Origin of the sequence: Streptomyces albus subsp. albus (assembly GCF_000725885.1) — a bacterium.
Lineage (GTDB): Bacteria > Actinomycetota > Actinomycetes > Streptomycetales > Streptomycetaceae > Streptomyces > Streptomyces albus.
This window is the reverse complement of sequence record NZ_JODR01000005.1, coordinates 78,959-103,246: the sequence shown is the minus strand read 5'-3', so window position 1 is coordinate 103,246 and position 24,288 is coordinate 78,959. Positions and strand designations below refer to the sequence as shown.

At 73.4% G+C, this 24,288-nt stretch carries 23 protein-coding genes; 7 read left to right on the top strand and 16 right to left on the bottom strand.

Annotated elements, in window-relative coordinates:
• Positions 1-78: 78 nt before the first annotated feature.
• Positions 79-471, bottom strand: a complete 393-nt coding sequence (locus IO40_RS0106565; RefSeq protein WP_016471581.1) for a peptidase inhibitor family I36 protein — start codon at positions 469-471, stop codon at positions 79-81.
• 271 nt (positions 472-742) lie between these two features.
• On the opposite strand from IO40_RS0106565, the gene IO40_RS33225 reads away from it, so the two are divergent.
• Entirely contained in the window at positions 743-1,018 is a 276-nt protein-coding gene (locus IO40_RS33225) for a hypothetical protein (RefSeq protein ID WP_033229657.1), read from the top strand.
• A 49-nt stretch (positions 1,019-1,067) separates the two neighbouring features.
• On the opposite strand, the gene IO40_RS0106555 is transcribed toward IO40_RS33225, so the two are convergent.
• From IO40_RS0106555 to IO40_RS34720, 10 genes are all read right to left on the bottom strand, one after another.
• Positions 1,068-1,574 (bottom strand): phospholipase, encoded by a 507-nt coding sequence (locus IO40_RS0106555; RefSeq protein ID WP_016471579.1) that lies wholly within the window; start codon positions 1,572-1,574, stop codon positions 1,068-1,070.
• Between the two features lie 206 nt (positions 1,575-1,780).
• Positions 1,781-2,971: a 3-hydroxybenzoate 6-monooxygenase gene (locus tag IO40_RS0106550; RefSeq protein WP_031175025.1), complete on the bottom strand. Its 1,191-nt coding sequence runs from the start codon at positions 2,969-2,971 to the stop codon at positions 1,781-1,783.
• Positions 2,972-3,070: 99 nt separating this feature from the next.
• Positions 3,071-3,847, bottom strand: a complete 777-nt coding sequence (locus tag IO40_RS0106545; protein WP_016471577.1) for a 2,3-dihydro-2,3-dihydroxybenzoate dehydrogenase — start codon at positions 3,845-3,847, stop codon at positions 3,071-3,073.
• Positions 3,848-3,851: 4 nt separating this feature from the next.
• Positions 3,852-5,264 carry an FAD-dependent oxidoreductase gene (locus IO40_RS0106540; protein ID WP_030408597.1) on the bottom strand — a complete coding sequence of 471 codons (1,413 nt, stop codon included), beginning with the start codon at positions 5,262-5,264 and terminating at the stop codon, positions 3,852-3,854.
• The gene (gene shc / locus IO40_RS0106535; RefSeq protein WP_016471575.1) at positions 5,261-7,147 is read right to left on the bottom strand and encodes a squalene--hopene cyclase; all 1,887 of its coding nucleotides are present in this window, start codon (positions 7,145-7,147) and stop codon (positions 5,261-5,263) included. The genes IO40_RS0106540 and shc overlap by 4 nt, the downstream gene beginning before the upstream one ends.
• Positions 7,134-7,613, bottom strand: coding sequence for a DUF2834 domain-containing protein (locus tag IO40_RS0106530; RefSeq protein ID WP_016471574.1), 480 nt, complete (start codon positions 7,611-7,613; stop codon positions 7,134-7,136). The genes shc and IO40_RS0106530 overlap by 14 nt, the downstream gene beginning before the upstream one ends.
• Positions 7,610-9,166, bottom strand: coding sequence for a flavin-containing monooxygenase (locus IO40_RS0106525; RefSeq protein ID WP_016471573.1), 1,557 nt, complete (start codon positions 9,164-9,166; stop codon positions 7,610-7,612). Before IO40_RS0106525 ends, IO40_RS0106530 begins: the two co-directional genes overlap by 4 nt.
• Positions 9,163-10,053, bottom strand: a complete 891-nt coding sequence (locus IO40_RS0106520; protein ID WP_016471572.1) for a 1,4-dihydroxy-2-naphthoate polyprenyltransferase — start codon at positions 10,051-10,053, stop codon at positions 9,163-9,165. Before IO40_RS0106520 ends, IO40_RS0106525 begins: the two co-directional genes overlap by 4 nt.
• The gene (gene ubiG / locus IO40_RS0106515) at positions 10,050-10,760 is read right to left on the bottom strand and encodes a bifunctional 2-polyprenyl-6-hydroxyphenol methylase/3-demethylubiquinol 3-O-methyltransferase UbiG (protein ID WP_016471571.1); all 711 of its coding nucleotides are present in this window, start codon (positions 10,758-10,760) and stop codon (positions 10,050-10,052) included. Before ubiG ends, IO40_RS0106520 begins: the two co-directional genes overlap by 4 nt.
• A 134-nt stretch (positions 10,761-10,894) precedes the next feature.
• Positions 10,895-11,983 (bottom strand): polyprenyl synthetase family protein, encoded by a 1,089-nt coding sequence (locus IO40_RS34720; protein WP_078659771.1) that lies wholly within the window; start codon positions 11,981-11,983, stop codon positions 10,895-10,897.
• A gap of 481 nt (positions 11,984-12,464) precedes the next feature.
• Here IO40_RS34720 and IO40_RS0106505 point away from each other — a divergent pair, with 481 nt between their 5' ends.
• Both IO40_RS0106505 and IO40_RS35600 read left to right on the top strand, forming a co-directional pair.
• Positions 12,465-13,835, top strand: coding sequence for a cytochrome P450 (locus tag IO40_RS0106505; RefSeq protein ID WP_031175021.1), 1,371 nt, complete (start codon positions 12,465-12,467; stop codon positions 13,833-13,835).
• A gap of 160 nt (positions 13,836-13,995) precedes the next feature.
• Complete coding sequence (locus IO40_RS35600; protein ID WP_324604518.1) at positions 13,996-14,205, top strand: amidohydrolase family protein; 210 nt, start codon at positions 13,996-13,998, stop codon at positions 14,203-14,205.
• 48 nt (positions 14,206-14,253) lie between these two features.
• On the opposite strand, the gene IO40_RS0106495 is transcribed toward IO40_RS35600, so the two are convergent.
• Both IO40_RS0106495 and IO40_RS0106490 read right to left on the bottom strand, forming a co-directional pair.
• Positions 14,254-15,351 (bottom strand): CU044_5270 family protein, encoded by a 1,098-nt coding sequence (locus tag IO40_RS0106495; RefSeq protein WP_016471567.1) that lies wholly within the window; start codon positions 15,349-15,351, stop codon positions 14,254-14,256.
• Positions 15,348-16,109: an RNA polymerase sigma factor gene (locus tag IO40_RS0106490; RefSeq protein WP_016471566.1), complete on the bottom strand. Its 762-nt coding sequence runs from the start codon at positions 16,107-16,109 to the stop codon at positions 15,348-15,350. The genes IO40_RS0106495 and IO40_RS0106490 overlap by 4 nt, the downstream gene beginning before the upstream one ends.
• 329 nt (positions 16,110-16,438) lie before the next feature.
• Here IO40_RS0106490 and guaD point away from each other — a divergent pair, with 329 nt between their 5' ends.
• The 3 genes from guaD to IO40_RS0106475 all read left to right on the top strand — a co-directional run bounded on the left by guaD (position 16,439) and on the right by IO40_RS0106475 (position 20,371).
• Positions 16,439-17,902, top strand: a complete 1,464-nt coding sequence (gene guaD, locus IO40_RS0106485; RefSeq protein WP_234336582.1) for a guanine deaminase — start codon at positions 16,439-16,441, stop codon at positions 17,900-17,902.
• A gap of 74 nt (positions 17,903-17,976) precedes the next feature.
• Complete coding sequence (locus tag IO40_RS0106480; RefSeq protein ID WP_016471564.1) at positions 17,977-18,789, top strand: endonuclease/exonuclease/phosphatase family protein; 813 nt, start codon at positions 17,977-17,979, stop codon at positions 18,787-18,789.
• Between the two features lie 154 nt (positions 18,790-18,943).
• Complete coding sequence (locus tag IO40_RS0106475; protein WP_041968664.1) at positions 18,944-20,371, top strand: serine hydrolase domain-containing protein; 1,428 nt, start codon at positions 18,944-18,946, stop codon at positions 20,369-20,371.
• 34 nt (positions 20,372-20,405) lie between these two features.
• Here IO40_RS0106475 and IO40_RS0106470 read toward each other — a convergent pair whose 3' ends face one another.
• From IO40_RS0106470 to IO40_RS0106460, 3 genes are all read right to left on the bottom strand, one after another.
• On the bottom strand, positions 20,406-21,209 hold the full coding sequence (locus IO40_RS0106470) for an isocitrate lyase/PEP mutase family protein (RefSeq protein ID WP_031175018.1): 804 nt from the start codon (positions 21,207-21,209) through the stop codon (positions 20,406-20,408).
• Positions 21,210-21,282: 73 nt separating this feature from the next.
• Positions 21,283-21,486, bottom strand: a complete 204-nt coding sequence (locus IO40_RS0106465) for a hypothetical protein (protein ID WP_016471561.1) — start codon at positions 21,484-21,486, stop codon at positions 21,283-21,285.
• A 179-nt stretch (positions 21,487-21,665) separates the two neighbouring features.
• Positions 21,666-22,382 carry a TetR/AcrR family transcriptional regulator C-terminal domain-containing protein gene (locus IO40_RS0106460; protein ID WP_016471560.1) on the bottom strand — a complete coding sequence of 239 codons (717 nt, stop codon included), beginning with the start codon at positions 22,380-22,382 and terminating at the stop codon, positions 21,666-21,668.
• A 95-nt stretch (positions 22,383-22,477) separates the two neighbouring features.
• On the opposite strand from IO40_RS0106460, the gene IO40_RS0106455 reads away from it, so the two are divergent.
• A complete protein-coding gene (locus IO40_RS0106455; RefSeq protein WP_031175017.1) occupies positions 22,478-24,181 on the top strand; it encodes a CocE/NonD family hydrolase in 1,704 nt (567 codons plus the stop codon).
• Positions 24,182-24,288: the final 107 nt, after the last annotated feature.

The window sequence follows — 24,288 nt, the reverse complement described above, 5'->3', positions numbered from 1 at the left end:
CGGACACGGGGAAGCGGCGGACGTGGTGCAGCGTGCGACGGCAGGTGCGGGAGGGCCGGACGCCCCCGCTCGCCGGGCCTACTGCGGTTTGAAGGAGCGGATCTGGTAGTTGCCCTGGAGGTTGCCGCCCTTGCCGGCCGGGGTGGAGCCGACGCGGTTGTGGAAGTTGGTCTGCGTGTAGTACTGGACCCGGTGCCCGGTGCTGTTCCACACCGACCGCACGTTGTGTCCCCTGCGGATGAAGGAGCAGTCGTCCGCGGTGTTGGCCTTGCTCCGCTGTTTCCACTGGCAGCGGGTCCCCTGGCCGTTCCAGCCGCTGTAGATGCAGAAGTGCCCCGGGCTGCAGTTGTAGGCCGCCGCCTCCTGGGGCGCCGCCTGCCTGGGCGTCTGGGGGGCCGTTGCCTGAGCGGGTGCGGTACCGAGAACGGAGGCCACCGCGACGGCGGCGATGGCGAACGAACGAATACGCATGGCGTGCTTTCCCCTTTTCCGTACGGGCGCTCCCCTGCACGGCCTGACCGCTTCTCGGGCAAGCACGTGGGATCGCCCGCTGCACAGCAAGCCACGGCGCCTCGGGAGTGGCCAAGTGGCGGGGGACCAAACCGCCCTTTAGGGGGAAATGCCACCGGCTGCGGTCCGGCGGCGGAAAGGGTGGGCCGTCCAGGTGCATTCCGCGGGGCGTCCGCCCGGCGAGCGGCGGTGGCCGGGGCGCCGGGCGGCGGCGTCTTCGTACAGTCACCGCGTGGATCGCGACTCCGCACGGCCCGGCGGGCCTCGCCCCGCGGTCTACCGTGTCACCTGCCGTTTCCGGCCGGACGGGCCGGTCAACAGCGGCTGGTGGGCCGACCGGGCGACGGCCGAGCTGCGGTACCGCGAGTGGGTCGGCCTCTACGGCAGTGGTCCGGGGACCGTCATCACTCTCGCCCGGGTCACCGGTCAGACGGTCGAGGTGCTGCGCTCCTGGCCGCCGGGACCGGCCCGGGGGGCCGGGGCGGCCCCCGGGCCGGATGCGCGGTGAGGCCCGGACCCCGGGTAGGGGCGTTGGGTGCCGGGGCTGCGTGGGTGGCTCAGCGCCCGCCGGCCGCGGCGGCCTGGGGTGCGGCGGCCCGGTCGGCGCCCTTGAGGCCGAAGATGTCGACGGCGTGGTAGTAGGTCCACGCGGTCGAGTTGCAGGCGGTGCGGGAGGCGCCCGAGTAGCGGCTGCACACGCGTTTGAGGTCCTCGTAGAACGCCGAGTCGATGCGGGCCTTGTTCGCGGAGAAGGCACCGATCGCCTTGTAGTTGCGGTAGCCGAAGTCGTGGCGGGCGCAGGCGGTCTGGAAGGGGAAGCCGAAGGGGTTGTCGGGCGACGAACTGCAGTAGTCGGTCGACCAGTCGAAGCCGTAGGCGGCCCATTGCCCCTGGTTCTGACGGGCGGTGTTCCAGGCGTTGTAGCTGGAGGCGCTGGTCTGCGTCCAGGAGCTGAGCACTTGGAGCTTGTCGGCGGGTGCCGCCGAGGCGGAGCCGGCCGGGACGAGCGTCGCCGGGAGCGCCAGGGCGGCTGCGGCGAGGGGGAGGGCGTAGCGGCGGCGCATGGGAGACCTCCGAGCGTGGGGCCGGAAAACCCGCGGGATGCGCGGGGGTTCCAGCTTGACCGGCCTCACTCATCTTGAACAGGGCATGCCAACCGGATCTCGAGTCGCCCTCAACCGTCCGGCGAGCCGACCGGGGCGGGCACCGCTCCCGGAGGCCGGCGCCCAGGTCCGCGCGGCCCGTCACGGCCCGCCGGCGGGCCGCCGCTTCAGCCGGCTGCCGCCCGGAGGAAGTCCTGGGCGCCGTGCAGCCAGGACACCTTGTCGTACAGGTCCTCCTCGGTGAGGGCGCCCAGCATCGCGTCGCGGGCCGCCGCCTCCTCCCCCGCCGGGTGGTAGAGCCTGCTGCCCATCTCGCGGGCCAGGAGCTGGGCGCGCGCGGTGCGCTCGCGGCGGACGGCGTTGTACCGCGCCAGGCGCTGCGCCACGTCGTCGCCGGCGCCGGCGAGCAGGTCCCCCAGCACGACGGCGTCCTCCAGCGCCTGGCAGGCGCCCTGTGCCGCGTACTGGAGCATCGGATGGGCGGCGTCGCCCATCAGTGTGACCCTGCCGTCGGTCCACACCTCGACCGGGTCGCGGTCGCACAGCACCCATTGCCGCCACTCCTCGCCCAGTTCCAGCAGCAGCCGGGCGGTGTCCCCCAGTCCGGGGAAGCGGGCGAGCACGACGGCGCGCGGAGTGGGGCGTCCCGCGACGGGCTCTCGGGCGCCGTCGTCGAGGGTCGCGGCCAGGTTGAGGTGGTCGCCGCCGCCGATGATGTAGTGCACGAAGTGCCAGGAGGGGCCGGCCCACAGGGTCACCGCGTTCCAGCGCAGCCGGCGGGGCACCTTCGCGATGGGTATCACCGAGCGGTAGATGGTGTGCCCGCAGACGCGGGGCGCACCGTCGCCCACCAGTTGCGCGCGGACGGTGGAGCGGATGCCGTCGGCGCCCACGAGCAGGTCGCCGGTGCGGGTGCGGCCGTCGGCCGTGACGACGGTCACCTGTGCGGCATCCTGCGTGTACCGCTGTACGGCCGCGTCCGCCACCAGTTCGATGCGCTCGCCGGCCCGGCAGGCGGCGAGCAGCGGCGCGTGGAGGTCCCGGCGGTGCACGACGGCGTACGGGTTGCCGAAGCGGCGCCGGTACGGTCCGGTGACCGGCATGGCGACGATCTTCTGGCTCGTGGTGCCGTCCATCAGCCTCAGCTCGTCGACGAACACCGCACGCTCCCGCACCTGGCGGCCGACACCCAGCAGGTCGAGGGCGTGGAAGCCGTTGGGGGCCAGCTGGATGCCCGCGCCGATCTCGCCGAACGTCTGCTGGCGTTCGAGGACGGTGACGCGGTGGCCGTGCCGGGCCAGGGCGAGGGCGGTGGCGAGACCGCCGATGCCGCCGCCCGCGACGAGTGCGTGTGCCATGGCGCTGCGTGTCCCTTCTCGGCCGCTGCCGCCGGTCTCCGGATCGGGGTCGTCGGTTCTCGCGTGCGGGGCGGACGGTGGGCGGTTGGGGCCGGCCCCTCACATCGCGGCGCCCAGCGTCGCCCCGCCGTCGACGGTGAGCGTGTGCAGGGTGATGTGGGCCGCCTCGTCCGAGAGCAGGAAGCGCACGGCGTGGGCCACGTCGCCGGGGCGGGCGACCTTGCCGAGCGGGATGCCGGTGCGGTGGGCGGCGGGGTCCCCGGCGACGGAGGCGGCGGTCGCGGTGCCGTCGGCGTGCATCCCGTGCAGCATCGGGGTGTCGGTGGAGCCGGGGGCGACGACGTTGCAGCGGATGCGGTGCCGGGCGACCTCCAGGCCGAGGCACTTGGTGAAGGCGGTCGCCGCCGCTTTGGACGCCGCGTAGGCGGACATCCGCATCCGGGCGGTGCCGGCCGCGTTCGAGGCGACGGTGACGAGGGCTCCGGAGCGGCGGGGGATCATCCGGTTCACGACGGCGCGGGACATCAGGAAGACGCCCGTGGTGTTGACGGCGAAGGTGGCGTGCCAGTCCTGCTCGCCCATGTGCGCCGCCTCGGTGAGGCGGAGGACTCCGGCCGCGTTCACCAGCTGCTCGACGGGCCCCCTCTCGCGCTCGACGGCGGCCACCACGTGTTCGGTCTCCGCGGCCGAGGTGACGTCGGCCGGGTACGCGTGCACGGGCAGCCCTTCGGCGGCGAGCGCGGCCACCGTGGCCGTCAGCCGGCCGGTGTCCCGGTCCACGGCGGCGACCGTGGTGCCGCTCGCGGCGAGCAGGCGGGTCACGGCCGCGCCGATGCCGCCGGCGGCTCCGGTCACCAGGGCGATCCTGTCACGCACGCGGTCATCTCCCTCGGGTGCGGGTGGTCAGCGACCGGACGGCCGCGGCGAGCGGGGCGAGCGCCGTACGCAGGAGGCGCGCGGCGGAGGGGCTGATGTCGCCGATGGGCTCGATCCGTACCGGAGGTGCCTCGGGCCGCAGTGCGCGGCGGACCGACTCGGCGGCCGTCAGTCCGGAACGCACGGCGCTCTCCATGCCGGCCACGCCGGGCGGGGCGGCGCAGTGGTCGCCGGCGATGTGGACGTTGGCCAGTGCGGTGGCGCTGTGCGGGCGGAAGCGGGCCGAGCCCGGTCCGGGGGCGAAGAACGGCGCCGCGAAGTGCGGCTGGTAGCAGACGTGTTCGATGTCGTCCCAGGTGAGGTCGGGAAGGTAGGTGGACAGCTCGTCCACCAGCACCTTGACCGCCTCTGTCTCGGACAGTTCCGCGAGCCGGCAGACGCGTCCGACGACGCAGTTGAGGACGGTGACCTCGTGACCGCGCCACGCCCGTCCCACGTCCAGGAGCGTCAGCGCGTGCGGTGAACCGACCAGGCGGACGTGTTCGTCGGGCAGCTGCGGCAGGCGCCTGCGCAGATACAGGTGGAGCGCGCCGAGCGGACGGGAGGTCAGCTCGGTCACCCCGTGCGGGGGCCGCAGCGCGCCGGTGACCTCGCCGCCCAGCGCGGACAGGCGCCCGTGCGGCAGCGCCAGGACGACGTGGCCGCCGGCCTCCTCGGTGACGGTGGCTCCGTCGGCGCCGCGCACGGTCAGGGTCTCCAGCCGGTCGCCGGAGACGGTCACCGCGGTCAGTTCGCTGCCGGTGCGCACCTCGACGCCGTCGGCCTCCAGCCGTTCGCGGAAGGGGCCGATGAACCACCGCTCCAAATCGCCGCGGGGCATCCGCACCGGGCCGGGGTGGCGGGCGAACGCCGCGATGCTGCCGCGGAATCCGGCGGCGGAGACGGCGGGGCTCTCCGCCGCGCTGGAGGCGACGAAGAGGTGCTCGATGTCGGCGATCGCCGCCTCGGTCAGGTACCAGCGGCTGTGCAGGAAGTCGTGGAGGGACTCGTCACGCGGGCCGTACCGCTGGGAGAGCAGGTCGATCACCCCGTAGTAGAACAGCAGGCGGTCGGCGGCCGGGGTGACCGCCGTGCGGAAGGCGGGGAACTCGCCGGGCAGCAACTGGTGGAAGTTCCTGGCCTTGCGCAGGTTGCGCTCGATGCCCAGCTCCCGCACCAGCCGCAGGGTGTTGCGGTACCAGGCGGGGAAGATGTGCACCCCGTGGTCCTCCGTCCGGCCCTCGATGACGCGTGAGCCGGCCATGCCGCCGAGTCCGGGCGCCGCCTCCAGCAGCCGTACGGGGAGTCCGAGTCCGCGCAGTGTCCAGGCCGCCGTCATCCCCGCGAGACCGCCTCCGACCACGGTGACGCTGCTCATCGCGGCTCCGTCCCGGTGACGGCGGCCCGGTAGGCCGACATCGCCATGACGGGGTAGATGAGGCGCAGCAGGCTGTCGCGCCAGTAGAGGCCGTCGTGGTGCACCACCCACGTGTGCCACGGTTCGGCCCAGTCGCCGTCGTCCTGCTGGGTGCGGACCAGGAAGTCCAGCCCCGCGCGGACGGACGCGCTCCCGGCCCGCCCGCCGGCGATGAGGGCGAGCAGCGCCCAGGCCGTCTGTGAGGGGGTGCTGGTGCCCTTGCCGATCCAGGCCGGGTCGTGCAGCGCGCGGATGTCCTCGCCCCAGCCGCCGTCGTCCCGCTGGTGGGCGACGAGCCAGTCGCAGGCCCTGCGCACCGCCGGGTCGTTGCCGGGGATCCCGCAGGCGGTCAGGCCGGTGACGGCGGCACTGGTGCCGTGCAGGTGGTAGCAGGCCCACCAGCCGGGCCAGGAGCCGTCGGGCCGCTGGTTGCGGCGCAGCCACGCGATGCCGCGGCGGGCCGCGGCCGTTCCGGCCCTGCCGTCGGCGCCCAGCGCCTCCAGCACGTGGCCGGTGATGTCGGCGGACGGCGCCTCCAGGAAGCCGATCCTGGCGAGCTTGTCGCGTCCCGGGAGCCGCCAGCGCAGCGGTTCGAAGGCGGCCCAGCCGCCGTCCTCGCCCTGCTGGGACAGCAGCCACCGGCCGGCCCGCTCGCAGGCGGCGTCCACGTCCGGGTCGCTGCCGCGCGGGTGGACGCGGCGCAGCGCGGCCACGGCGAACGCGGTGTCGTCGGCGTCGGGGTTGGCGTTGTTGGTGAACTCGTAGGGCCAGCCGCCTGGTTGCGGGTCGTCGGTCAGCACGGCCCAGTCGCCGAGTTCGGTCACTTGGTTGTCGAGCAGCCAGCGCACCGCCGGCCGGGCAGCCTCCTCCGCGTCGGGACCGCCCGCCATGGCGCTGGCCGAGAGGGCCAGCGCGGTGTCCATCACCACGGAGGTCCACATCTCGATACGGCGGTGCCCGTCCTTGTGCACCACGTACCTGTCCAGCCCCGCCATGGCCGCCTCGACCACCGGGTGGTCCTGCCCGTATCCGGCCGCGTCGAGACCCATGACGACGTTGGCGGTCTGCGGCCAGTTGCCGCCCCAGCTGCCGTCCCGCTCCTGGGTCCGCACCAGCCACCGCGTCGCCTTGCGGACCGCCCGGCGGCGCAGTGGCCGCACCGGGTGCCGTGCGTACCAGTGGCTGAGGGTGGTGGCGCAGCGCACCAGCGGCGACCGGGGCAGCCGCCGGGCGCCGGGCCGGGCGAGCAGTTCGCGGATGCCGAAGCCGGTGGGCACCACGGGGCGGCGGGCCATGAAGAGGCTGTTGGCGACGAGGATGCCGCGGGCGGCGGCGCCGACCTGGTAGATGTTCCCCGGGAACGAGGGGGGCAGCAGGACGATCTCGGGCGGGATCAGCGGGATGTCGCGCCAGGGCCACAGCCCGATGAGGGCCAGCCACGCGAGCATGAGCAGGTTGTCGACGGCCTCGACGCCCCCGTTGCCGCGGATGGAGGCGGCTGCCGCACGCATCTCGGGTTCGTCGGGGGTGTGGCCGGCCAGCCGCAGGGCGACGTAGCAGAAGACCGACAGCAGGAGTTCGTCGGGGCCCTCGTGGTAGGAGGCCCAGCCGCCGGTGGAGGTCTGTTCGCTCAGGATCGTCCGGGCGGCGGCGGCCACCGTCTCGTCGGGCGGCAGCCGCAGATAGTGCCGCAGGATGACCTCGCCGGACTCGCCGATCAGGCTGGTCTCGAAGTCCCCCTTCCAGTAGCCGGTGGCGTCCTGGCCGCGGCGCAGCGCTTCGGCGGCCAGGGCCAGGGACTTCTCGACGCCCGCGACGGACCCGGCGGCATCAGTGGTGGTCATCGCTTCCCCTCGTGGGTGCGTGGCTGGTCGTCAGGGCGGTGCGGGGTGCGGCGTGCTCGGTGCGGCGGGCGGCGATGCGCAGTTGGCGGACGTACATGAACAGGCAGAAGCTGACGATCAGCGCCAGCACCGGGGCGCCGACGATGTACGCCCACACGTGCCGGATCCCGTACCGCCGCGCCTCGACGGTCATGTAGGCGCCGAGCAGCGCCCAGATGAGCACCAGGTCGGCGTAGATGAACTGGGAGGCCAGGTTTCCCGTCGCGTCGCGCAGGAAGTTCCCGATCACGCCGATGGGTCCGGCCCCGGCGTTGCGGACGACGAAGGCGACGGCCAGCGTCCCCATGACGAGGCAGCCGCCTATCGCGGACAGTCCGTAGAGCGTGCACAGGGCGCGGTCCTCGCCCCGCACGTCGCGCAGTCGCATGGCATCGGCCTCCCAGGTGGCCGGACGTCCTTCGGTCATGTGGCGGCTCCGGAGGCGGCCCGGTCGTAGCGGTAGTCGTCGAGGTCGAAGTGCCTGGCGCGCCAGGCGGCCTCGTAGGTCGACGCCGGGCGGACGGCGGGTGCGTCGCCGCGCTCGTCGAAGTAGTAGCTGTTCGTGCCCCGGCAACTGGGGTGGACGAACACCGTGTTCCGCTGGCGGCGCAGCGCCCTGCGGAAGGACCTGTCGTGTTTCTCGGGCCGGACGACGGCCTGTGTGGCGCCGCGCCGCCGGGTCTCCCCGATGACCCGCAGTGCGTGGGTGACCTGGTAGTCGATCATCCCGAACCAGGAGCCGCCGGTGAAGGAGTACGGCCCGACGATGAACCACAGGTTCGGGTAGCCCTTGACCGCGGTGCCCTCGTAGGTCTGGAAGCGTTCGGTGCGCCAGAACTCCTTCAGGTCCCGGCCGCCCGGTCCGTACAGCGGGAAGGGCGGCAGATTGTCCAGGACGTGGAAGCCGGTGGCGAGGACGAGGACGTCGCAGCCGTGCTCCTCGCCGTCCGCCGTGCGGATGCCCGTCTCGGTGACGCACTCGATGGGCTCGGTCATCAGCCGCACGTTGTCGCGGGTGAACGTGCGGTAGTAGCCCTTGCCGAACGACGGCCGCTTGCAGCCCAGCCGGTAGGCGGGGGCGAGTTTGTCCATCAGCTCGCGGTCGCCGCCGACCTGGCTGCGCAGATAGAGCCGCGCGAACGCCTCCCCGGCCCGCACCAGGAACGGGAAGCGCCGGTAGTGGATCATCGCGATGACGAAGCTGAGCTCGGTCACGGTGTCGGTGAGCAGCCGCACGGTGCGCTGGGTCCACGGAGCGGCCCCGAACATCCTGCGGACCGGCTCGGGGACCGGGACGTCCGGTTTCGGGAAGACCCAGGTGGGCGTGCGCTGGTGGACGTGGAGCCGTTCGACCGACGGTGCGATCTCGGGCACCAGCTGGATCGCGGAGGCGCCGGTGCCGATCACCGCGACGCGCCGGCCCGCCAGTTCCAGTGACGGGTCCCACCGGGCGGTGTGCACGAGGTCGCCCGCGAAACGGTCGAGCCCCTCGATGTCGGGCGTCCTGGGTTTGGTGAGCCAGCCGGTGGCACAGATGACGAAGCGCGCCGTGCGGCAGGTGCCGTCCGCGGAGAAGACCTGCCAGAGGTGCCGCGTCTCGTCGTACACCGCGCGCACCACCCGGGCGCCGAGCCGCAGGTGGGGACGGAGCCCGTAGGCGCGCACGCAGTGGTCGGCGTACGCCTTGAGCTCTTCGCCGGGCGGGAACGCGCGCGACCAGCCGGCGAAGGGTTCGAAGGCGAAGGAGTAGGAGAAGGCGCTGATGTCCACGGCGATGCCGGGGTAGCGGTTGGCGTGCCAGGAGCCGCCCACGTCGTCCTGCTCGTCCAGTACCAGGAAGTCGTCGATGCCGGCCCGCAGCAGTCCGATCGCGGTGCCGATGCCGGAGAACCCGGCGCCGATCACCAGGACTTCGTGGTCCGGGCCCGCCACCCCGCCGCTGCCCCGGCCGGCTGTGGCGTGCGTCCCGGGGCCGGTCACAGCGCGAGCCCGATCGCCAGCAGGGCCCCGAAGACGAGCAGCAGCACGCAGGTGTGCTCCAGGGCGGGCACCAGTTCGCTGCCGCGCGCTCCGCCCAGTACCCGGCGCAGCGGGAGGACGGCGGCGGGCAGGGCGCCGAGCACCAGCAGCGCCCAGGGCCGGGCGGCGGCCAGCAGCAGCGCGGAGACGAAGGCGACGGTGACGGTGAGCGTGTAGTAGACGCGGGTGCGCCGGTCGCCGAGGCGGACGGCGACGGTGATCTTCCCGGCGGCGGTGTCGGTCGGTATGTCGCGCAGGTTGTTCGTCGTCAGCAGGGCGCAGGCGAGCAGGCCGATGGGCAGGGAGGCGGCGAGGGCGATCCAGGGCACCCGGCCGAGCTGGATGTGGACGGTGGCGCAGACGGCGATGACGCCGTGGTAGAGGAAGATGCTGACGTCGCCCAGCGAGCGGTAGCCGTACGGCCTGGACCCGCCGGTGTAGTACCAGCCGCCGAGCGCGCACACCGCGGCGAGCGCCAGCAGCCACCAGGAGACGGTCACGGCCAGCACCACGGCGGAGAGCACCGCGACGCCGTACAGCGCCAGGCCGGAGCGGAGGACCTGGCGGGGTGAGGCCCGTCCGGAGCCGACGAGCCGGACCGGGCCCACCCTGTGGTCGTCGGCGCCGCGCACCCCGTCGCTGTAGTCGTTGAAGAAGTTGGTGCCCAGGACGAAACCGAGCGCGAACACCAGCGTCAGGGCGGCACGCCACCAGCTGAAGTGCCCCAGCGACGAGGCGGTCGCCCAGCCCACCACCAGGGGTGCCAGGGTGACGGGCAGGGTTTTGAGCCGGGCGCCGACCAGCCAGTTGCGCACCGCGCCGGCGGCCGGCCGCACGGTGGCGGTCACCTCTTCCTCCCCACGCCGAGGAACAGCACGCCGGTGGAGGCGGTGGGGACCATGCGGACCTCCTCGCGTCTGCGGGCCAGATAGCGCAGCCCGTCGCCGAAGTGCGGGCGCAGGCCGTGCAGCCGCAGCTCGACGCCCTGCGCGCGTGCGGTGCGCAGCAGCCGCTGCCGGTTGACGAACAGCCGGTGGTCGTGGGTGCCGCGGGGCGGCCGGCCGGGCAGGGGTGCGTTCTCGGCGAGGGTGATGGCGACGAACCGCGCCGTGCGGGTGTCGGCGATGGTGTCGAGGACGAGGGTGCCGCCGGGGCGCAGCACCCGGCAGGCCTCCGCCACGACGGCGAAGGGGTCCGGCACGTGTTCGAGGCACTGTCCTGCCGTGACGACGTCGAACGACGCGTCGGCGAACGGGAGCCGGGCGATGTCCGCGCGGGCGACCGCGTCGAATCCGTGCCGCAGCGCCTCCCGCAGCGACAGCGCAGACAGGTCCACACCGACGACGCGGTATCCCTTGCCGGCCAGGTGGGGGCCGAACAGCCCGCCCCCGCAGGCCACATCGAGGAGCCGGGCACCCTCGTGGGGGGCGGCGGGTACGAAGCCGGCGCGGGCGCGGGCGATCCAGCCCAGGGGGGCGAGGGGGCCCCTGGGGTCCCACCAGGTGTGGGCCAGACTGTCGTAATCGGCGATGAAATCACTTCGGATTTCCGGCACAGAACACCCCACGTGAATACCGTGAATGCACCCGAGTCAATTCCGTCCACCGGCCGCGGGACCGGCCGCGTGGCGCGGTTGTCTCATGTCGTCGGATTTCTCATGTCGTCAGTTTCCTTGTGTCGTCGGATTTCTCATGTGGTCGACGGCAGGCGGTCGGGTGCGGGTTGCACGATGTCCCGCAGCGCTTTGAGTGCCGGATGCTGGGAGGCGAATGCACTGACGAGGTCGCGCAGGCACTGTTTCACCACCGCGGCGTGCCGCGCGGTGGCGGGATGGGATTCCACGACGGAAAGGGCGTCGGTGATGTAACGCTGGGCCACGGCGGCGGCCCGGCTGACCGCCCCGGATTCCTGTGCCGCCGCGATGATCTGCCGGCAGCGCTCGGCGGACAGCGGCTGACTGCGCAGCACCGGGAGGAGTCGTTCCCGCTCCGCTTCGACGGCGTAGATCACCGGGAGGGTGTAGACGCCGTTGAGGATGTCCTTCGCGGGCTGCTTCCCCGTCTCCCTGCTGCAGATGTCGAGGATGTCGTCCCAGATCTGGAACGCCATGCCGAGGTTGTGGCCGAAGGTCTCCAGCGTCTGGCGGGCATCCTGGTCCGCCCCCGTCTGGAGGGCGCCCATCGTGGCGGCCGTCCGCAGCAGACGGGCGGTCTTGCCCGAGATGGCCGCGAAGTAGTCGTCCTCGCTGCGCAGCGGGTCGTGGAGCTGCATGGACTCCAGCATCTGGCCCACGCACAGGTCCACCAGCGTCTCGGCCATGGCCGTCATCCGGGACGCGCCGAGGGCCGCCGCCGACTGCATGCAGCGGGCGAGGAGGTAGTCACCGGTCAGCAGTGCGACGGCGTCGCCGTACCGCGCGTTCACGCTGGGCCTGCCGCGCCGCACCTGTGCCTCGTCGATCAGGTCGTCGTGGTGGAGCGTGGCGATGTGCAGGATTTCGACGACGGCGGCGCCTTCGATGACGCGCCGGTGCGTGACGAGGCGTTCTTCCTCCTCCAGGAGATACGAGGAGAGCAGGACGAGAGTGGGCCGCAGCAGCCGTCCAGTGTTCTCCACCGCATACAGAATGGGTTCCTGTATGCGTTCGTGCGGTGGAACGGTCAGGGAACGCAGTGATTTCCTGACGCGGGCCAGGTCTTCACCCAGTCGCTTCTGGAGCCGGATTGTTTCTCCGTCGCGCGGAGATCGGTCCGTGACAGCAGCTGAAGTTTCCTTCATTCATGCGTCCTTCCCCCGTGACCTCTCCCAGGCCGCCAAACAGATTATGGGGGTCCTGGTGGTCGCACCAGACTCGCAGCCGGCTGGAAAACGAAGGAGGAGGACTTTCCGCATCCGGTCTCACCGTTAGCACGGCCGATTCCGGCATAACCGGCGAACGGAATGATCCGCTACACAGTGCGTTACTTGCCGCCGATGCAGGTGTGACTCACCTCACAACGCCGGTCGAACGGGGCCGTGCCGGAAGCCCGGCGTGTGCCGGTCGGCGGCATGGACGCCGCGCCGCCCGCTCCCTACAGTGAGGGATCACCGAGCACCGCCGGGCGCCCGGGCGTTCCCCGGCCACCGCCGGGCCGGCCGGCTCTTCTCCCCGCGCTCCGGCCCCTGTTCCACGATCTCTCTCCCGGCATACGAACCCGTCGCACCGGCGGCGGCCGGTGTCCCGTGCGGCCCCTGGGGCCGAGAACGAGGAGTTGGTGACATGGAGAGCGTCCTCCCGGTGCCCTGGGCCCCCGGCGCCAAGCCCGTGGTGGGCCATCTGCCGGAGTTCCTGCGCGCGCCCCTGGCATTCCTGCGCGGACTGCCCGAGCACGGCCCGCTGGTGGAGATCCGCCTCGCTCACAAACCCGTCGTCGTGGTGTGCGACCCGGAACTGACCCGCACGGTCCTGCTGCACGACCGCGTCTTCGACAAGGGCGGCCCCCTCTTCGAGCGGCTGCGGGAAGCCGGCGGGCAGGGCCTCGCCACCTGCCCGGCCGCCGAGCACCGCCGGCAGCGCCGGCTGATGCAGCCGGCCTTCCACCAGGCCCGGTTCCCCCACTACGCGCGCATCATGACCGAACGCATCAGTGCCGTCGTCGGCGGCTGGCAGGACGGCCGGACGCTCGACCTCGCGGTGGAGGCCCGCAACATCACCGCCGACATCGTGCTGTCCACGGTGTTCGGGACCAGTCTGGACCCCGGTCTCCACAAGCGGCTGGCCGCCGACTTCGACACGCTCCTGGCCGGCTTCACCCGGCACAGCCTGCTGCCCCGGCCGCTGCGCAAGGTGCCCACGCCGGGCAACGTCCGCTACGAGGAAGCCACCCGCCGGGTACGCCGGTCCATGGCGGACCTCACCGCCGCGTACCGCGAACGCGCGGCGGACGGGGACGGTGAGGAGACCAGTCTGCTGTCGATGCTCATCGCCGCACGGGACCCGGAGAGCGACACCCCCGCGCTGACCGACGACGAACTGGTGGACCAGGCCGTCACCATGTACTCGGCCGGGACGGAGACGACGGCCGGCGCGGTCAACTGGGGGCTGTACCTGGCCGCCACCCATCCGGCCGTCCATGCCCGGCTGACGGCCGAGGTGAACGAGGTGCTCGGCGGACGGACCGCCGGCTGGGACGATCTGCCCCGGCTCACCTACACCCGGCAGGTGTTCACCGAGGCGCTGCGGATGTATCCGCCGGGCTGGTTCCTCACCCGGCAGACCGAGACGGACACCCGGCTGGGCGGCTACCCCCTCCCCAAGGGCACCACCCTCGCCTACAGCCCCTACCTCATCAGTCATCTGCCCGACCTCTACCCGGACCCGCAGCGCTTCGACCCCGACCGCTGGGACGCGCACGGTGCCGGCGGTACCAGGCCGCAGATCCCCGTCACCGTCTTCGGCGGCGGCGCCCGCAAGTGCATCGGCGACGAGTTCTCCCAGATCGAGGGCGTACTGCTGCTCGCCTCCCTGCTCAGCCACTGGCGCATCCATCTGCACCGCGACAGCCTCTCCGTGCCCCGGCTCCCCCAACTCACCCTCAACCCCGGCCGGATGAGGGTAACCCTCACCGCACACGTGCGGGAGACCGTGTAGCCCGGCAGCCGGAACGGCACCCCACCGCACCGGGGCCACCGCCCCACCCGGTGCCTCCCGGCGGCCCCCGTCGCGTTCCCCGACTGGCGGCAGGGTATCGCCACCATGCTCACCCGTCAGACACGCAGCGGCCGGGTCAGCGGGCCCGACCAGCGCCGGTCTGGACGAGGCTCTGCGCACCTACACCGCCGACGCCGCCTGGCAGGACTTCGCCGACGACTGGAAGGGCTCGCTGGAGGTGGGCAAGGCCGCCGATCTGTGCGTGCTGGGCGGCGATCTGCTCCACACCGCCCCGCACGACATCCCCTCCCCTCCCGTCACCCTCACCGTGTTCGACGGCCGTGTGGTCCACGAGGCCGACGAGGGGTGAGGGCGACGGGGCCGGCGGGGCGGGCCGCCAGGGTCCGGCCCGCCCCTGTCAGCCGTGCCGGGTGCGGTCGCCGTCGGGGCGCTGCCGGTAGCCGTCGACGACACCGCGCCGCAGGACGGCCGTCTCCTCCAGAACGGTGCCCTTCTTGCCCGCCTTCGTGTCCTTCGACAGCCTGCTCAACTCCCCCAGATAGGCGAGGCTGCGCTTGTCGAAGATCCACGACGTGGCCGTCGCCGCCTTCTTGTCGACGCGGGTGACGGCGATGCCGTGCCGGCCCGCCGCGTCGACCGCGTCCTCGGTCCGGGTCACCCCCGGGATCCGGGCCGCGGCCCGGTAGAGGGCGGAGGCCGTCTCGGGCGGCATCACCGTCTCGCCGAGCAGCCTCCCGATGAGCTCGAAGACGGCCTGGTCCCGCTCCTGGCCCTCGCCCGGCTCGGCCAGGCCGTCGAGCTTGCGCAGGAGGGCGTCCGGGTCGGTGGGCAGTGTGGCCAGCCACCGGTACGTGGGCCGGTCGACCCCTTCCCGCACGCCCGGGGAGCCGGGCGGCACCATCTCGGTGAGGGGCGCCCAGGCGCCGTCCTCGTGGATGAGGCCCAGCTTCTCGACCGGTCCACGACGCTGGGACATCCACACCTCACGCTCGTGCAGCTCACCAGGCTCGAAGGTGCCGTCCGGGCGGCCCTCGGCACCGGCCGTCAGGCTCTTGACGTACACGAGCTGACCGTCACGCACCGGTGCCACGTCCTTCTCGGCGGCGGCGTTGGCGATCCGGTCGAGGAGCGCCCCGGCCGCGCCGTGCCCGGCCCGGGCCGGACCGGAGCCGTCGTCCCCGTTTCCGCCGGTGACCAGGCCGACGGTGAGCGCCCCGGCGAGGGCGAGAGCCGCCGCGGGCAGCCACAGGGTCGAGCGGCGCAGCGGCAGGCGGCGGGTGCGGGCGGGTGCGGGGTCCGCGGCGGGTGCGGTGCCGGTGTCCCCGTCATGGTCGATGAATCGCATCAGGCGGTCCTTGTGATAGCGGTGGGCCGCAGGAGGCAGATCCCGTTCGGCCGGGGCCGGGAGCATCTCGGCCAGGTCCGCGGTCAGGCGGCGGTCGTCTCCCGTCTCGTCGTGCCGGGCCCCGACGGGCCCGGATCCGGCGGCGGTCATCGGGTTCCCTCCTGCAACTCGTTGAAGGGCAGGGCCGCGAACGCGGCCTCGCCCTGTACCTCTCCGCGGCTCTGCCGCGGTTCCCGCTCCGCACCTTCCTGTTCACCGCTCCCGCGGCGGGCACGCCCGCCACGGGAGCGGCCGGACCCGCGCGTGGGGACCGTCGTCGGCGCGTCCCCGCCACAGCCGTCGGCGGCGGGTGCGCCCGGGCCGGGCGCGAGTTGCTGGTCGGTCAGCCGGCGGAGCCGGGTGCGGGCCCGCGAGAGCCGCGACCGCACCGTGCCGACGGGAACACCGAGCGCCTCCGCGGCCTGGGCGTAGTCCATGCCCGACCACACGCACAGCGCCAGCACCTCGCGCTCGCCGCGCCGCAGTCCGCCGAACGCCCGCCGTACCGCGGCCAGGGTCCGTTCGTCGTCGACGCGGCCCGCCGTCTCCTCCGCGAAGTCCGGCACCGGGTCCGGGGCGGGCCGGCGTGCCAGGAAGGACAGCCGCCGCCCGGTGCCCCGGTTGGCGTTGCGGGCCTTGTTCGTGGCGATGCCCAGCAGCCAGGGCTTCAGGTCGCCGCCGTCCGGCTCCAGCCGCTCACGGGACCGCCAGGAGTCGAGAAAGGTCTCCGACATGACTTCCTCGGCCACCGACCAGTCCCCGGTCATCCGGTAGGCGTGGTTGTACACCGCCCGCGCATACCTCTCGTACAGTTCCGCGAACGCCGCACGTTCTCCCGCCCGCACACGCGCCCGTAGCTCCTCGCTCATCGTTTCCACCTCATGTACGGGGCTGTCCGCACCGCGGGAGCCGTTCCCGTGAGATGCGCCACAGCCGTCCGGCGCGGTACCCCGGGCCGGTGAGGGGCGTCCCCCGTCGGCTCCGGCCGGCCGCAGGGCGCGGGCGCGGCCCTGGGGGTGCCCGGCGAAGAATCTCAGGCGCCCGCACCTCACCGTGCCGTCGGGGTGCGGATGCGGGGTGCCGGGAGAGGGGCGGGAGCGCCGGGCGGAATCGTCGTTCGCCCTGTTCGAGTGGTCAGCGGTACGGCCCCGGGGCGCGTTGCGCCGAGGCCCGCACGCGGGCGCCCCATACTCGCCAAATGATCCGAGATGCCAGTGCGGCCGTCGGTGTGCGACGGCGCAGCGTCATGACAGGTCTGGGCCTGACCGCCGCCTCCTCGTGGGCGGGGACGGGACCGGCCGCAGCCTCCGCCACGGGCGATTCCGCCGGGAGCGGGACCGGCCGGGGCCGGGTGCACCTGGTACGGGGCACCCTGCTGCACTTCCTCGACGACCCCGGCGACCCGCCCGACCCGCAGGCCTGGCAGCTGTTCGAGGACGGCGTACTGGCGATCGGGCACGACGGCCGCGTGGTGTGGGCGGGACCGGCCCGCCGGGTGCCGGACCGGCTGCGCGCGGGGGCGACGCACACCGACCACAGAGGCAAGCTGATCGTGCCCGGTTTCGTGGACACCCACGTGCACTCCAGCCAGGTGGACGTCATCGCCTCCTACGGTGAACAGCTCCTCCCCTGGCTGAACACCTACGTCTTCCCCGCGGAGGCCCGGTTCGCCGATCCGGAGCACGCCCGCACGACGAGCGGTTTCTTCCTGGACCGGCTGCTCGCCGCGGGCACGACGACCGCCAGCGTCCACCCCACCGTGCACCCGGTCTCCGTGGACGCCTTCTTCGCGGAGGCCGCCGACCGCGACCTGCGCATGCTGTGCGGCAAGGTCCTCATGGACCGGGAGCCGTACGCCCCCTCCTATCTGCGCGACCGCTCGGTGGACGACGCGGAGCGGGCCACCCGCGAGTTGATCGACCGCTGGCACGGAAAGGGCCGCCTCGGCTACAGCGTCACCCCGCGGTTCGCGCCCACCTCCACCAAGCGGATGCTGGCCATGGTCGGCCGTCTGCTGCGCGAGCGTGGCGACCTGTGGCTCCAGACGCACCTGGCGGAGAACAAGGACGAGGTGGCGCTCGTGAAGCGGCTGTTCGGCGGCCGTTCCTACGTCGACGTCTACGACCGGTACGGGCTGGTGACCGGCAAGTCGCTGTTCGCGCACGGCGTCCACATCGACGCCGCCGACCGCCGCCGGCTGGCCTTGGCCGGCTCGGCCCTCGGTTTCTTCCCCACCTCCAACCTCTTCCTCGGCAGCGGCCTGTTCGACCTGCACGCCGCCCGCCGGCACAAGGTGAAGACCGGCATGGGCACGGACGTCGGCGGGGGCACCAGCTACTCGATCCTGCGGACCCTCGGCGAGGGGTACAAGGTGACCGCCCTGCGGGGACGGCGGCTGTCCGCGTACGCGGGCTTCTACCTCGCCACGCTCGGCGGCGCCCGTGCCCTCGGGCTGGACAGCCACATCGGCAACTTCACCCCCGGCAAGGAAGCCGACTTCACCGTCCTGGACTGGGCCGCCACCCCCACCCTCGCCCGCCGTACGGAGGTGGCCGAAACCTTCGCGGAACGCCTCTTCGCCCTCATGATGCTCGGCGACGAACAAGCCGTCGCGGCCACCTACGTCAAGGGGCGCCGGGTTCCCACGCGGGACGGTGGTTAGTGCGTGTGCCGGGGCGGGTGCGGAACCCGGTGGCGGTTCGCCGGCGCGGGTGCTGAGCGAGTCAGCATGGACCCATGCGATTCGTGACACTCAACACCTGGGGCATGCGCGGTGAGTGGAAGGAGCGCGAGGCCCGGTTCCGGGAGCGCGTCGAGCAGCTCGCGCCGGACATCCTGACGCTTCAGGAGACGGTGCACGCGCCCGGGAACCAACAGGCTCGCAGGTTGCTGGGGGACGGGTTCCACATCGCCGAGGCGCGGGAACGGGAGCCGGGACGCGTGGGCGCACCTCCGGGGCAGGGGATCAGCACCGCTTCACGGTGGCCCGTCGGGCGAGTCTTCGAGGTGGACCTCAACCTCACGGAGCGCACCGGTGATTTCGCCTGTACGTGCCTCGTCACCGAAATCCTCGCCCCGCAGCCGCTCGGCAGGATCTGGGTGGCCAACCACTTCCCCGACTACCAGCTGGACCATGAGCGCGAGCGCCGCCTCCAGGCGGCGGCGGTGGCACGCCAGCTGGAGGAGATCGTGGCGGCCTCTCCCGGCCACGTCGTCATCGCGGGCGACATGGACGCCGACGCCGGCGCGGACAGCATCCGTTTCCTCACCGGCCGGCACGTCGTCGACGACTTCAGCGTCTGCTACCGGGACGCATGGGAAGCGGTGCACCCCCATGAACGGCTGACGACGTACTCGCCGTCGAATCCCCACCAGCGGGACCCCGACTGGCCGTTCCGCGGCATCGACCACGTCATGGTGCGCTGCGCGGTGGCGGGGCCGACGCTGCTGGCGACGTCGTGCATGCGGGTGTTCGACCGCGGGCCGGACACCGTCAGCGACCACTACGGCCTCGCCGTCGACTACGAGGTGGCTCCCTCGTCGTCCTGACGGAGCGCGGCGGGCCCGGAACGCCGGCAGGCGTGGTGCCGAGGCAGCCGTGGGCCTGCGCCCTCGGGGCGTGATGCGACCGGCCGTGCACGGTGCTGCGGCGCGGGGTGAAACCCCTGGCCGGGAGGGGTCCGCGTGGGGTGGACTGTGGGCCATGACGAAGCCGCACGAAGTCTTGGCCGCCCGCCCACCGCGCCCGCACCGCCCCTCCGAGGGACTGCTTCCCGCCACCCGCCGGGCGCTGGTGCACCGGATCGCCACCGCGCAGGCACAGGGCCGGGCGCCCTCTTTGGTGGCAGCGGTGGTCCGGGGCGGCGAACTCGTCTGGGCGGGGTCACGGACCTGCGCGGACGGGCACGGCCCGGACGAGAACGTGCAGTACCGCATCGGGTCGATCACCAAGACGTTCACCGCCGTACTGATCATGCGACTGCGCGACGAGGGACTGCTGGATCTGTCGGACGAGCTGGAGCAGCATCTGCCGGGCACCGGCGTCGGCCGGCTGACGATCGCTCAGCTGCTGTCCCACACCGGGGGCCTCGCCGCGGAGACCCCCGGCCCCTGGTGGGAGCGGAGCCCCGCCACCCTGCGGCCCCGGCTGTCCGACGTGCTGGGTGACGAGCCGCTCAAGCACCCCGCCGGGCGCCGCCACCACTACTCCAACCCCGGTTACACCCTGCTGGGCTCGCTGGTGGAGGCGGTGCGCGGGGCACCCTGGCAGGAGGTGCTGCGCCGCGAAGTGCTCGATCCGCTCGGGCTGCACCGCACCGGGCCCGCTCCGCGGGAACCGCACGCCGAGGGCTGGGCCGTGCACCCGTGGGCGGACGTGCTGCTGCCGGAGCCGGCGCAGGACCTCGGCCTGATGGCGCCCGCGGGACAACTGTGGTCCACCACCGCGGACCTGGCCCGGTTCGCCGCCTTCCTGCTGCGCGGCGACGACCGGGTGCTGGCCGCCGAGTCCGTGCGCGAGATGCGGTCCCCCGCGGCGCCGGCGGCGGACGGCGACTGGGAGAGCGGCTACGGACTCGGGGTGGCCCTCGCACGGCGCGAGGGACTCGGCCTGTTCGGGCACTCGGGGTCCTTGCCCGGTTTCCTGGCGGCGCTGTGGGTCTGCGAGGCGGAGGACCTCGCGGCGGTCGTCCTCGCCAACTGCACCTCGGGGCCCCGCGTGGAGACGGTGGCCGGCGATCTGATCCGGCTCGTCGCGGACGCGGAGCCCCGTATCCCCGAACCTTGGCGGCCACTGACCGAGGTGGATGCGGCCGTACTGGAACTGACGGGGCCCTGGTACTGGGGCACGCAGGTGGTGGAGGTACGGCTCCAGGCCGCCGGCGCGCTGCTGCTGGGGCCGCTGTCCGGCGGCGGGCGGCGCTCCCGGTTCCGCGCCGAGGACGACGGCACCTGGACCGGGCTCGACGGCTACTACGCGGGGGAACGACTGCGCGCGGTACGGCGCCCGGACGGCACGGTCAGCCATCTGGACCTGGGTTCCTTCGTCTTCACCCGCGAACCGTACGACGCGCAGGCGCCGGTGCCCGGCGGGGTGGACCCCCGCGGCTGGCGGCCCCTCCCCCAGCCGTGACGCACCCGTGTGGTGCCGGCCGCCGTGCGGTGCCCTACCCGGGGGTGCCGGTGCGGCGCGTGGCGAGCGCCTGCACCTGCGCGTAGGTGAGGGCGGCGGGTGCCGCCGCAGGGTGGTGGCCGTCGCGCAGGCCGGTCGCGGTGGCGACGGCCGCCGCGAGCGCCCGGCGGTAGAGGAGCGAGCCGAGGCTGACCCGGCTCACCCCGAGCCGGGCCAGGTCGGTGAGGGAGGGCCCGCCCGGGGTGTGGAGGACGTTGAGCGGGACGGTGAGGGACGCCGTCAGCGCGGCGATGCCCGCCGGGTCGGACAGCCCCGGTACGAACACCCCGTCGGCCCCGGCCCGGGTGTAGCGGGCCAGGCGTGCGGCCGTCCGCTCCCGCTGCTGCCCCAGCCAGTGGGTGTCGGTGCGGGCGTTGACGAACAGCCCGGGCACGGCGTGCTTGACCGCGGCGATCTTCGCGGCGTGCAGTGCGGCCGGGGCGAGGGTGCCGTCCGGGCGGCCGTCCTCCAGGTTGATCCCGACGGCGCCGGCCTCGTGGAGCCGGCGGGCCAGCAGGGCGACCTGGGCCGGGTCGTCGCTGAAGCCGCTCTCGGCGTCGACGGTCAGCAGGAAGGGGCCGTCGCCGAGCCGGCGGGCCAGCTCCAGGGTCGTTCCCGCGGTCGCCGCCGCTCCGTCGGGCAGGCCGGCGGCGGCTGCCACCCCGAGGCTGGTGGTGCCGATCGCCGGGAAGCCCGCTGCGGCCAGCGCGGTCGCGGAGGCGCAGTCCCAGGCGTTGGGCAGCAGCAGGGGGCTCTCCTGGCGGTGCAGGCGGACGAAGCGGTCGAAGGCGCGGCTCATGGCCCCGACGCTACGAGCGGAACGTTTCGGTGGCGGCCGAAGCATCGTCCGGGGGCCGCGGAACAGGTCCGTCTCAGGCCGCGTCGCGGTGCCGCCCCGGTATGGCGGCGGCCTTCCGGCCGTCCGCGCCCCGCCCGCCGTTCACGAGCCTCAGATGCCGTTGGGTGCGCGCGTGGCGTGGTGGGCCGGGACCGTGCAGCAGACGCTCTTCCAGGTGGTCCATGGCGAAGAGCAGCACCCACAGGGCCGGCAGCAGCACGAGCGCGACGACGATCACAACGATGCATCCCTCGATATGACGACCGTGTGCGGGTGCCCGCAGTCGCCGCTGTCCATGGGCGGCCGTACGTGAAGATTGGGTGACCGCGCGGCGGGCCGTCTCCGGGCAGCCTCGGCAGGGGCGGCCGGGCGCGGCTTCGCGGAGGTCGCCGGCCGGTCCGCCCGCCTTGGGCGGGCTCAGTCCGTGGCGAGGCCGTCGATGAGGCGGTCGAGGAAGCGGGAGAAGGTGGCGTCCGGGGTCAGGGGGCGGCCGGGGGCGGCGAGGGCGGCGGCGAGTTCGGGGTGGTGGCCGTCCGCGGCGACGGCGGCCAGATAGCGGGCTTCGGCCGCGGCCCGCTCGGGAGACCTGGTGACGGTGGTCCGGGCGGTCTCGTGGGCGACGTGTCCGGCCACGAACGCCGTGAGCTGCGCGAAGACCTCCAGCCTGGCCGCGCCGTCCAGCCCGGTGGGCCGCAGCGCGGCGAGGGCGCGTTCCACGAAGGCGAGGGCGTTGGGGCCGGGCGTGTGGTGGGTGGCCAGGGCGGCGGGCAGCCAGGGGTGCCGCAGCATGAGGGCGCGCTGGAGGTGGGCGAGGGCCCGCAGATCGGCGCGCCAGTCGCCGGTGGGCGGTGCGCCGCTGGGGAGTTCGCCGCTGACGTGGTCGACCATCAGCTCCAGGAGCGTGTCCTTGTCGGGGGCGTAGCTGTAGAGCGACATGACGCCGGCGCCGACCTGGGCGGCGACCCGCCGCATGGTGACCGCTTCGATCCCTTCGGCGTCGGCCAGGGCGACGGCTGCCGCCGTGATCGCTTCGCGGGTGAAGGCGGGTTTGCGTCCCCGGCGGGGCCGGGCGGGGCGCAGCCAGAGCTGTTCGGGGTCGATGCCCGTGGGAGCGGGCCCGCTGTCGCGCGGCACGGTGTGGTCTTCCCTTCCTGATCGGCGGCGGTGCTTGCGGGAGTCATCCAAGCACCCTCTATTCTCGTACGCCGTACGGAGGTGAGAGGGGAACCATGTCAGCGCACACCACCGCCTCCGGATCCACCTGGGCGCCGTCCTCCCGCAAGCCACCCCTGCGGGCGCGGCTGCTGCGGGCGAGCTGGCGCGGCCTGCCGGCCAAGCGCCACGACATCGGCTGGGAGCCGGGCCTCGTGGTGCCGGCCGCCGACGGCAGTCCGTTGGTGACCGACCACTACTTCCCGCGTGCCGAGGGCGACTTCCCCACGCTGCTGGTGCGCTCGCCGTACGGCAGGGGCCTGCCCTGGTCGCCGATGTACGGCGTGCTCTTCGCCGAGCAGGGCTTCCACGTGGTGCTGCAGAGCTGCCGCGGCACCGGCGGCTCGGGCGGCACGTTCCACCTGTGGCGCAACGAGTCCTCCGACGCGCAGGCCACCGTCGCCTGGCTGCGCGAACAGCCCTGGTTCGACGGGAAGCTGGGCACAGTGGGCCCCAGCTACCTCGGCTACGTGCAGTGGGCGCTGGCCCGCGAGGCACCACCGGAGCTGAAGGCGATGGCCGTACAGGTGGGGCTGCACGACCCGTACGCGCTGTTCTACGAGGACGGCGCCCTCCGGCTGGACAACAGCCTGGCCGTCGGGGCCGGTATGACCTACCAGCACCAGGGCACCGGGCCGTTCCTGCGCGCGATGCTGCGCCTGCGGCGGCGGGTGCGCACCGCTGTCGGCACCCGCCCGCTGCGCGACGGGTACGCCCCCGCGCTCGGCGGCGGCATACCGTGGCTCGACGAGGTGCTCGCCCACCCGGACGCCCGGGACGCGTACTGGCAGGGCGCCGACCCGGGCGAGGCCGCGGCACGGCGGACCGTACCGACGAGTCTGGTGACCGGGTGGCACGACGCCCTGGTCGACCAGGCCTTCGTCCAGTACGCCAGGCTCCGCGCGGCCGGCTGCGAGACCGCCCTGCTCGTCGGCCCCTGGGACCACACCTCCGCACTGCAACAGGGCTGGCCCGAGGTGTTCACCGAGAGCCTCGCCTGGCTGCGCGCACACCTGTGCGCCGACCCTTCCGGACTGCGGCCCACCGACGTACGCATCCATGTGGGCGGCGGCCAGGGCACCTGGCGGGACCTCGACGCGTGGCCGGGGCAGCCCGCTGTCACCTCGTGGTTCCCCGCTTCGGGCGGGTACCTCACCCGGCAGCCGCCCACGGACTCCGCGCCGTTGGCGTCCTTCCGCTACGACCCCGCCGACCCCACCCCGTCCGTCGGCGGGCCGCTGCTCTCGGGTGCGGCCGGGTCCCGCGACAACACCGCACTGGAGGCCCGCGAGGACGTGCTGACCTTCACCGGTCCGCCGCTGTCGGAGCCGGTGGAGGTCGTCGGTCCCGTCAGCGCGCACCTGCGCGTACACGCTGACACCGGGTACGCCGACGTCTTCACCCGGCTGTGCGACGTGGACCCGCAGGGCCGTTCCGTCAACGTTTGCGACGGACTGGGCCGGCTGCGCCCTCAGGACGGGCGGACCGCACGGCTCACCGTGCCCATGAGCGCCACCGCCCACCGGTTCGCGGCCGGGCACCGTATCCGCTGGCAGATCAGCGGGGGCGCCCATCCGCGGTATGCGCCGCACCCGGGCACGGACGCCGCACGCGTCGACGCCACCGAGTTCACACCGGTCCGGCTGACGCTGCACGCCGATTCGGCCCTGCTGCTCCCGCAGGGAGCCGAGGACGGACAGGAGGTGACCGCTGCCCCGTGACTTCCCCGGGACCGTGCTCGTGGTGACGGGCGCCCGCTCCGCTTCCGGCAAAGGGGGCGCACCGGCCAGTCGCCTCCACTCTTGATCGAAAGCGCCCTTTCCTGCGG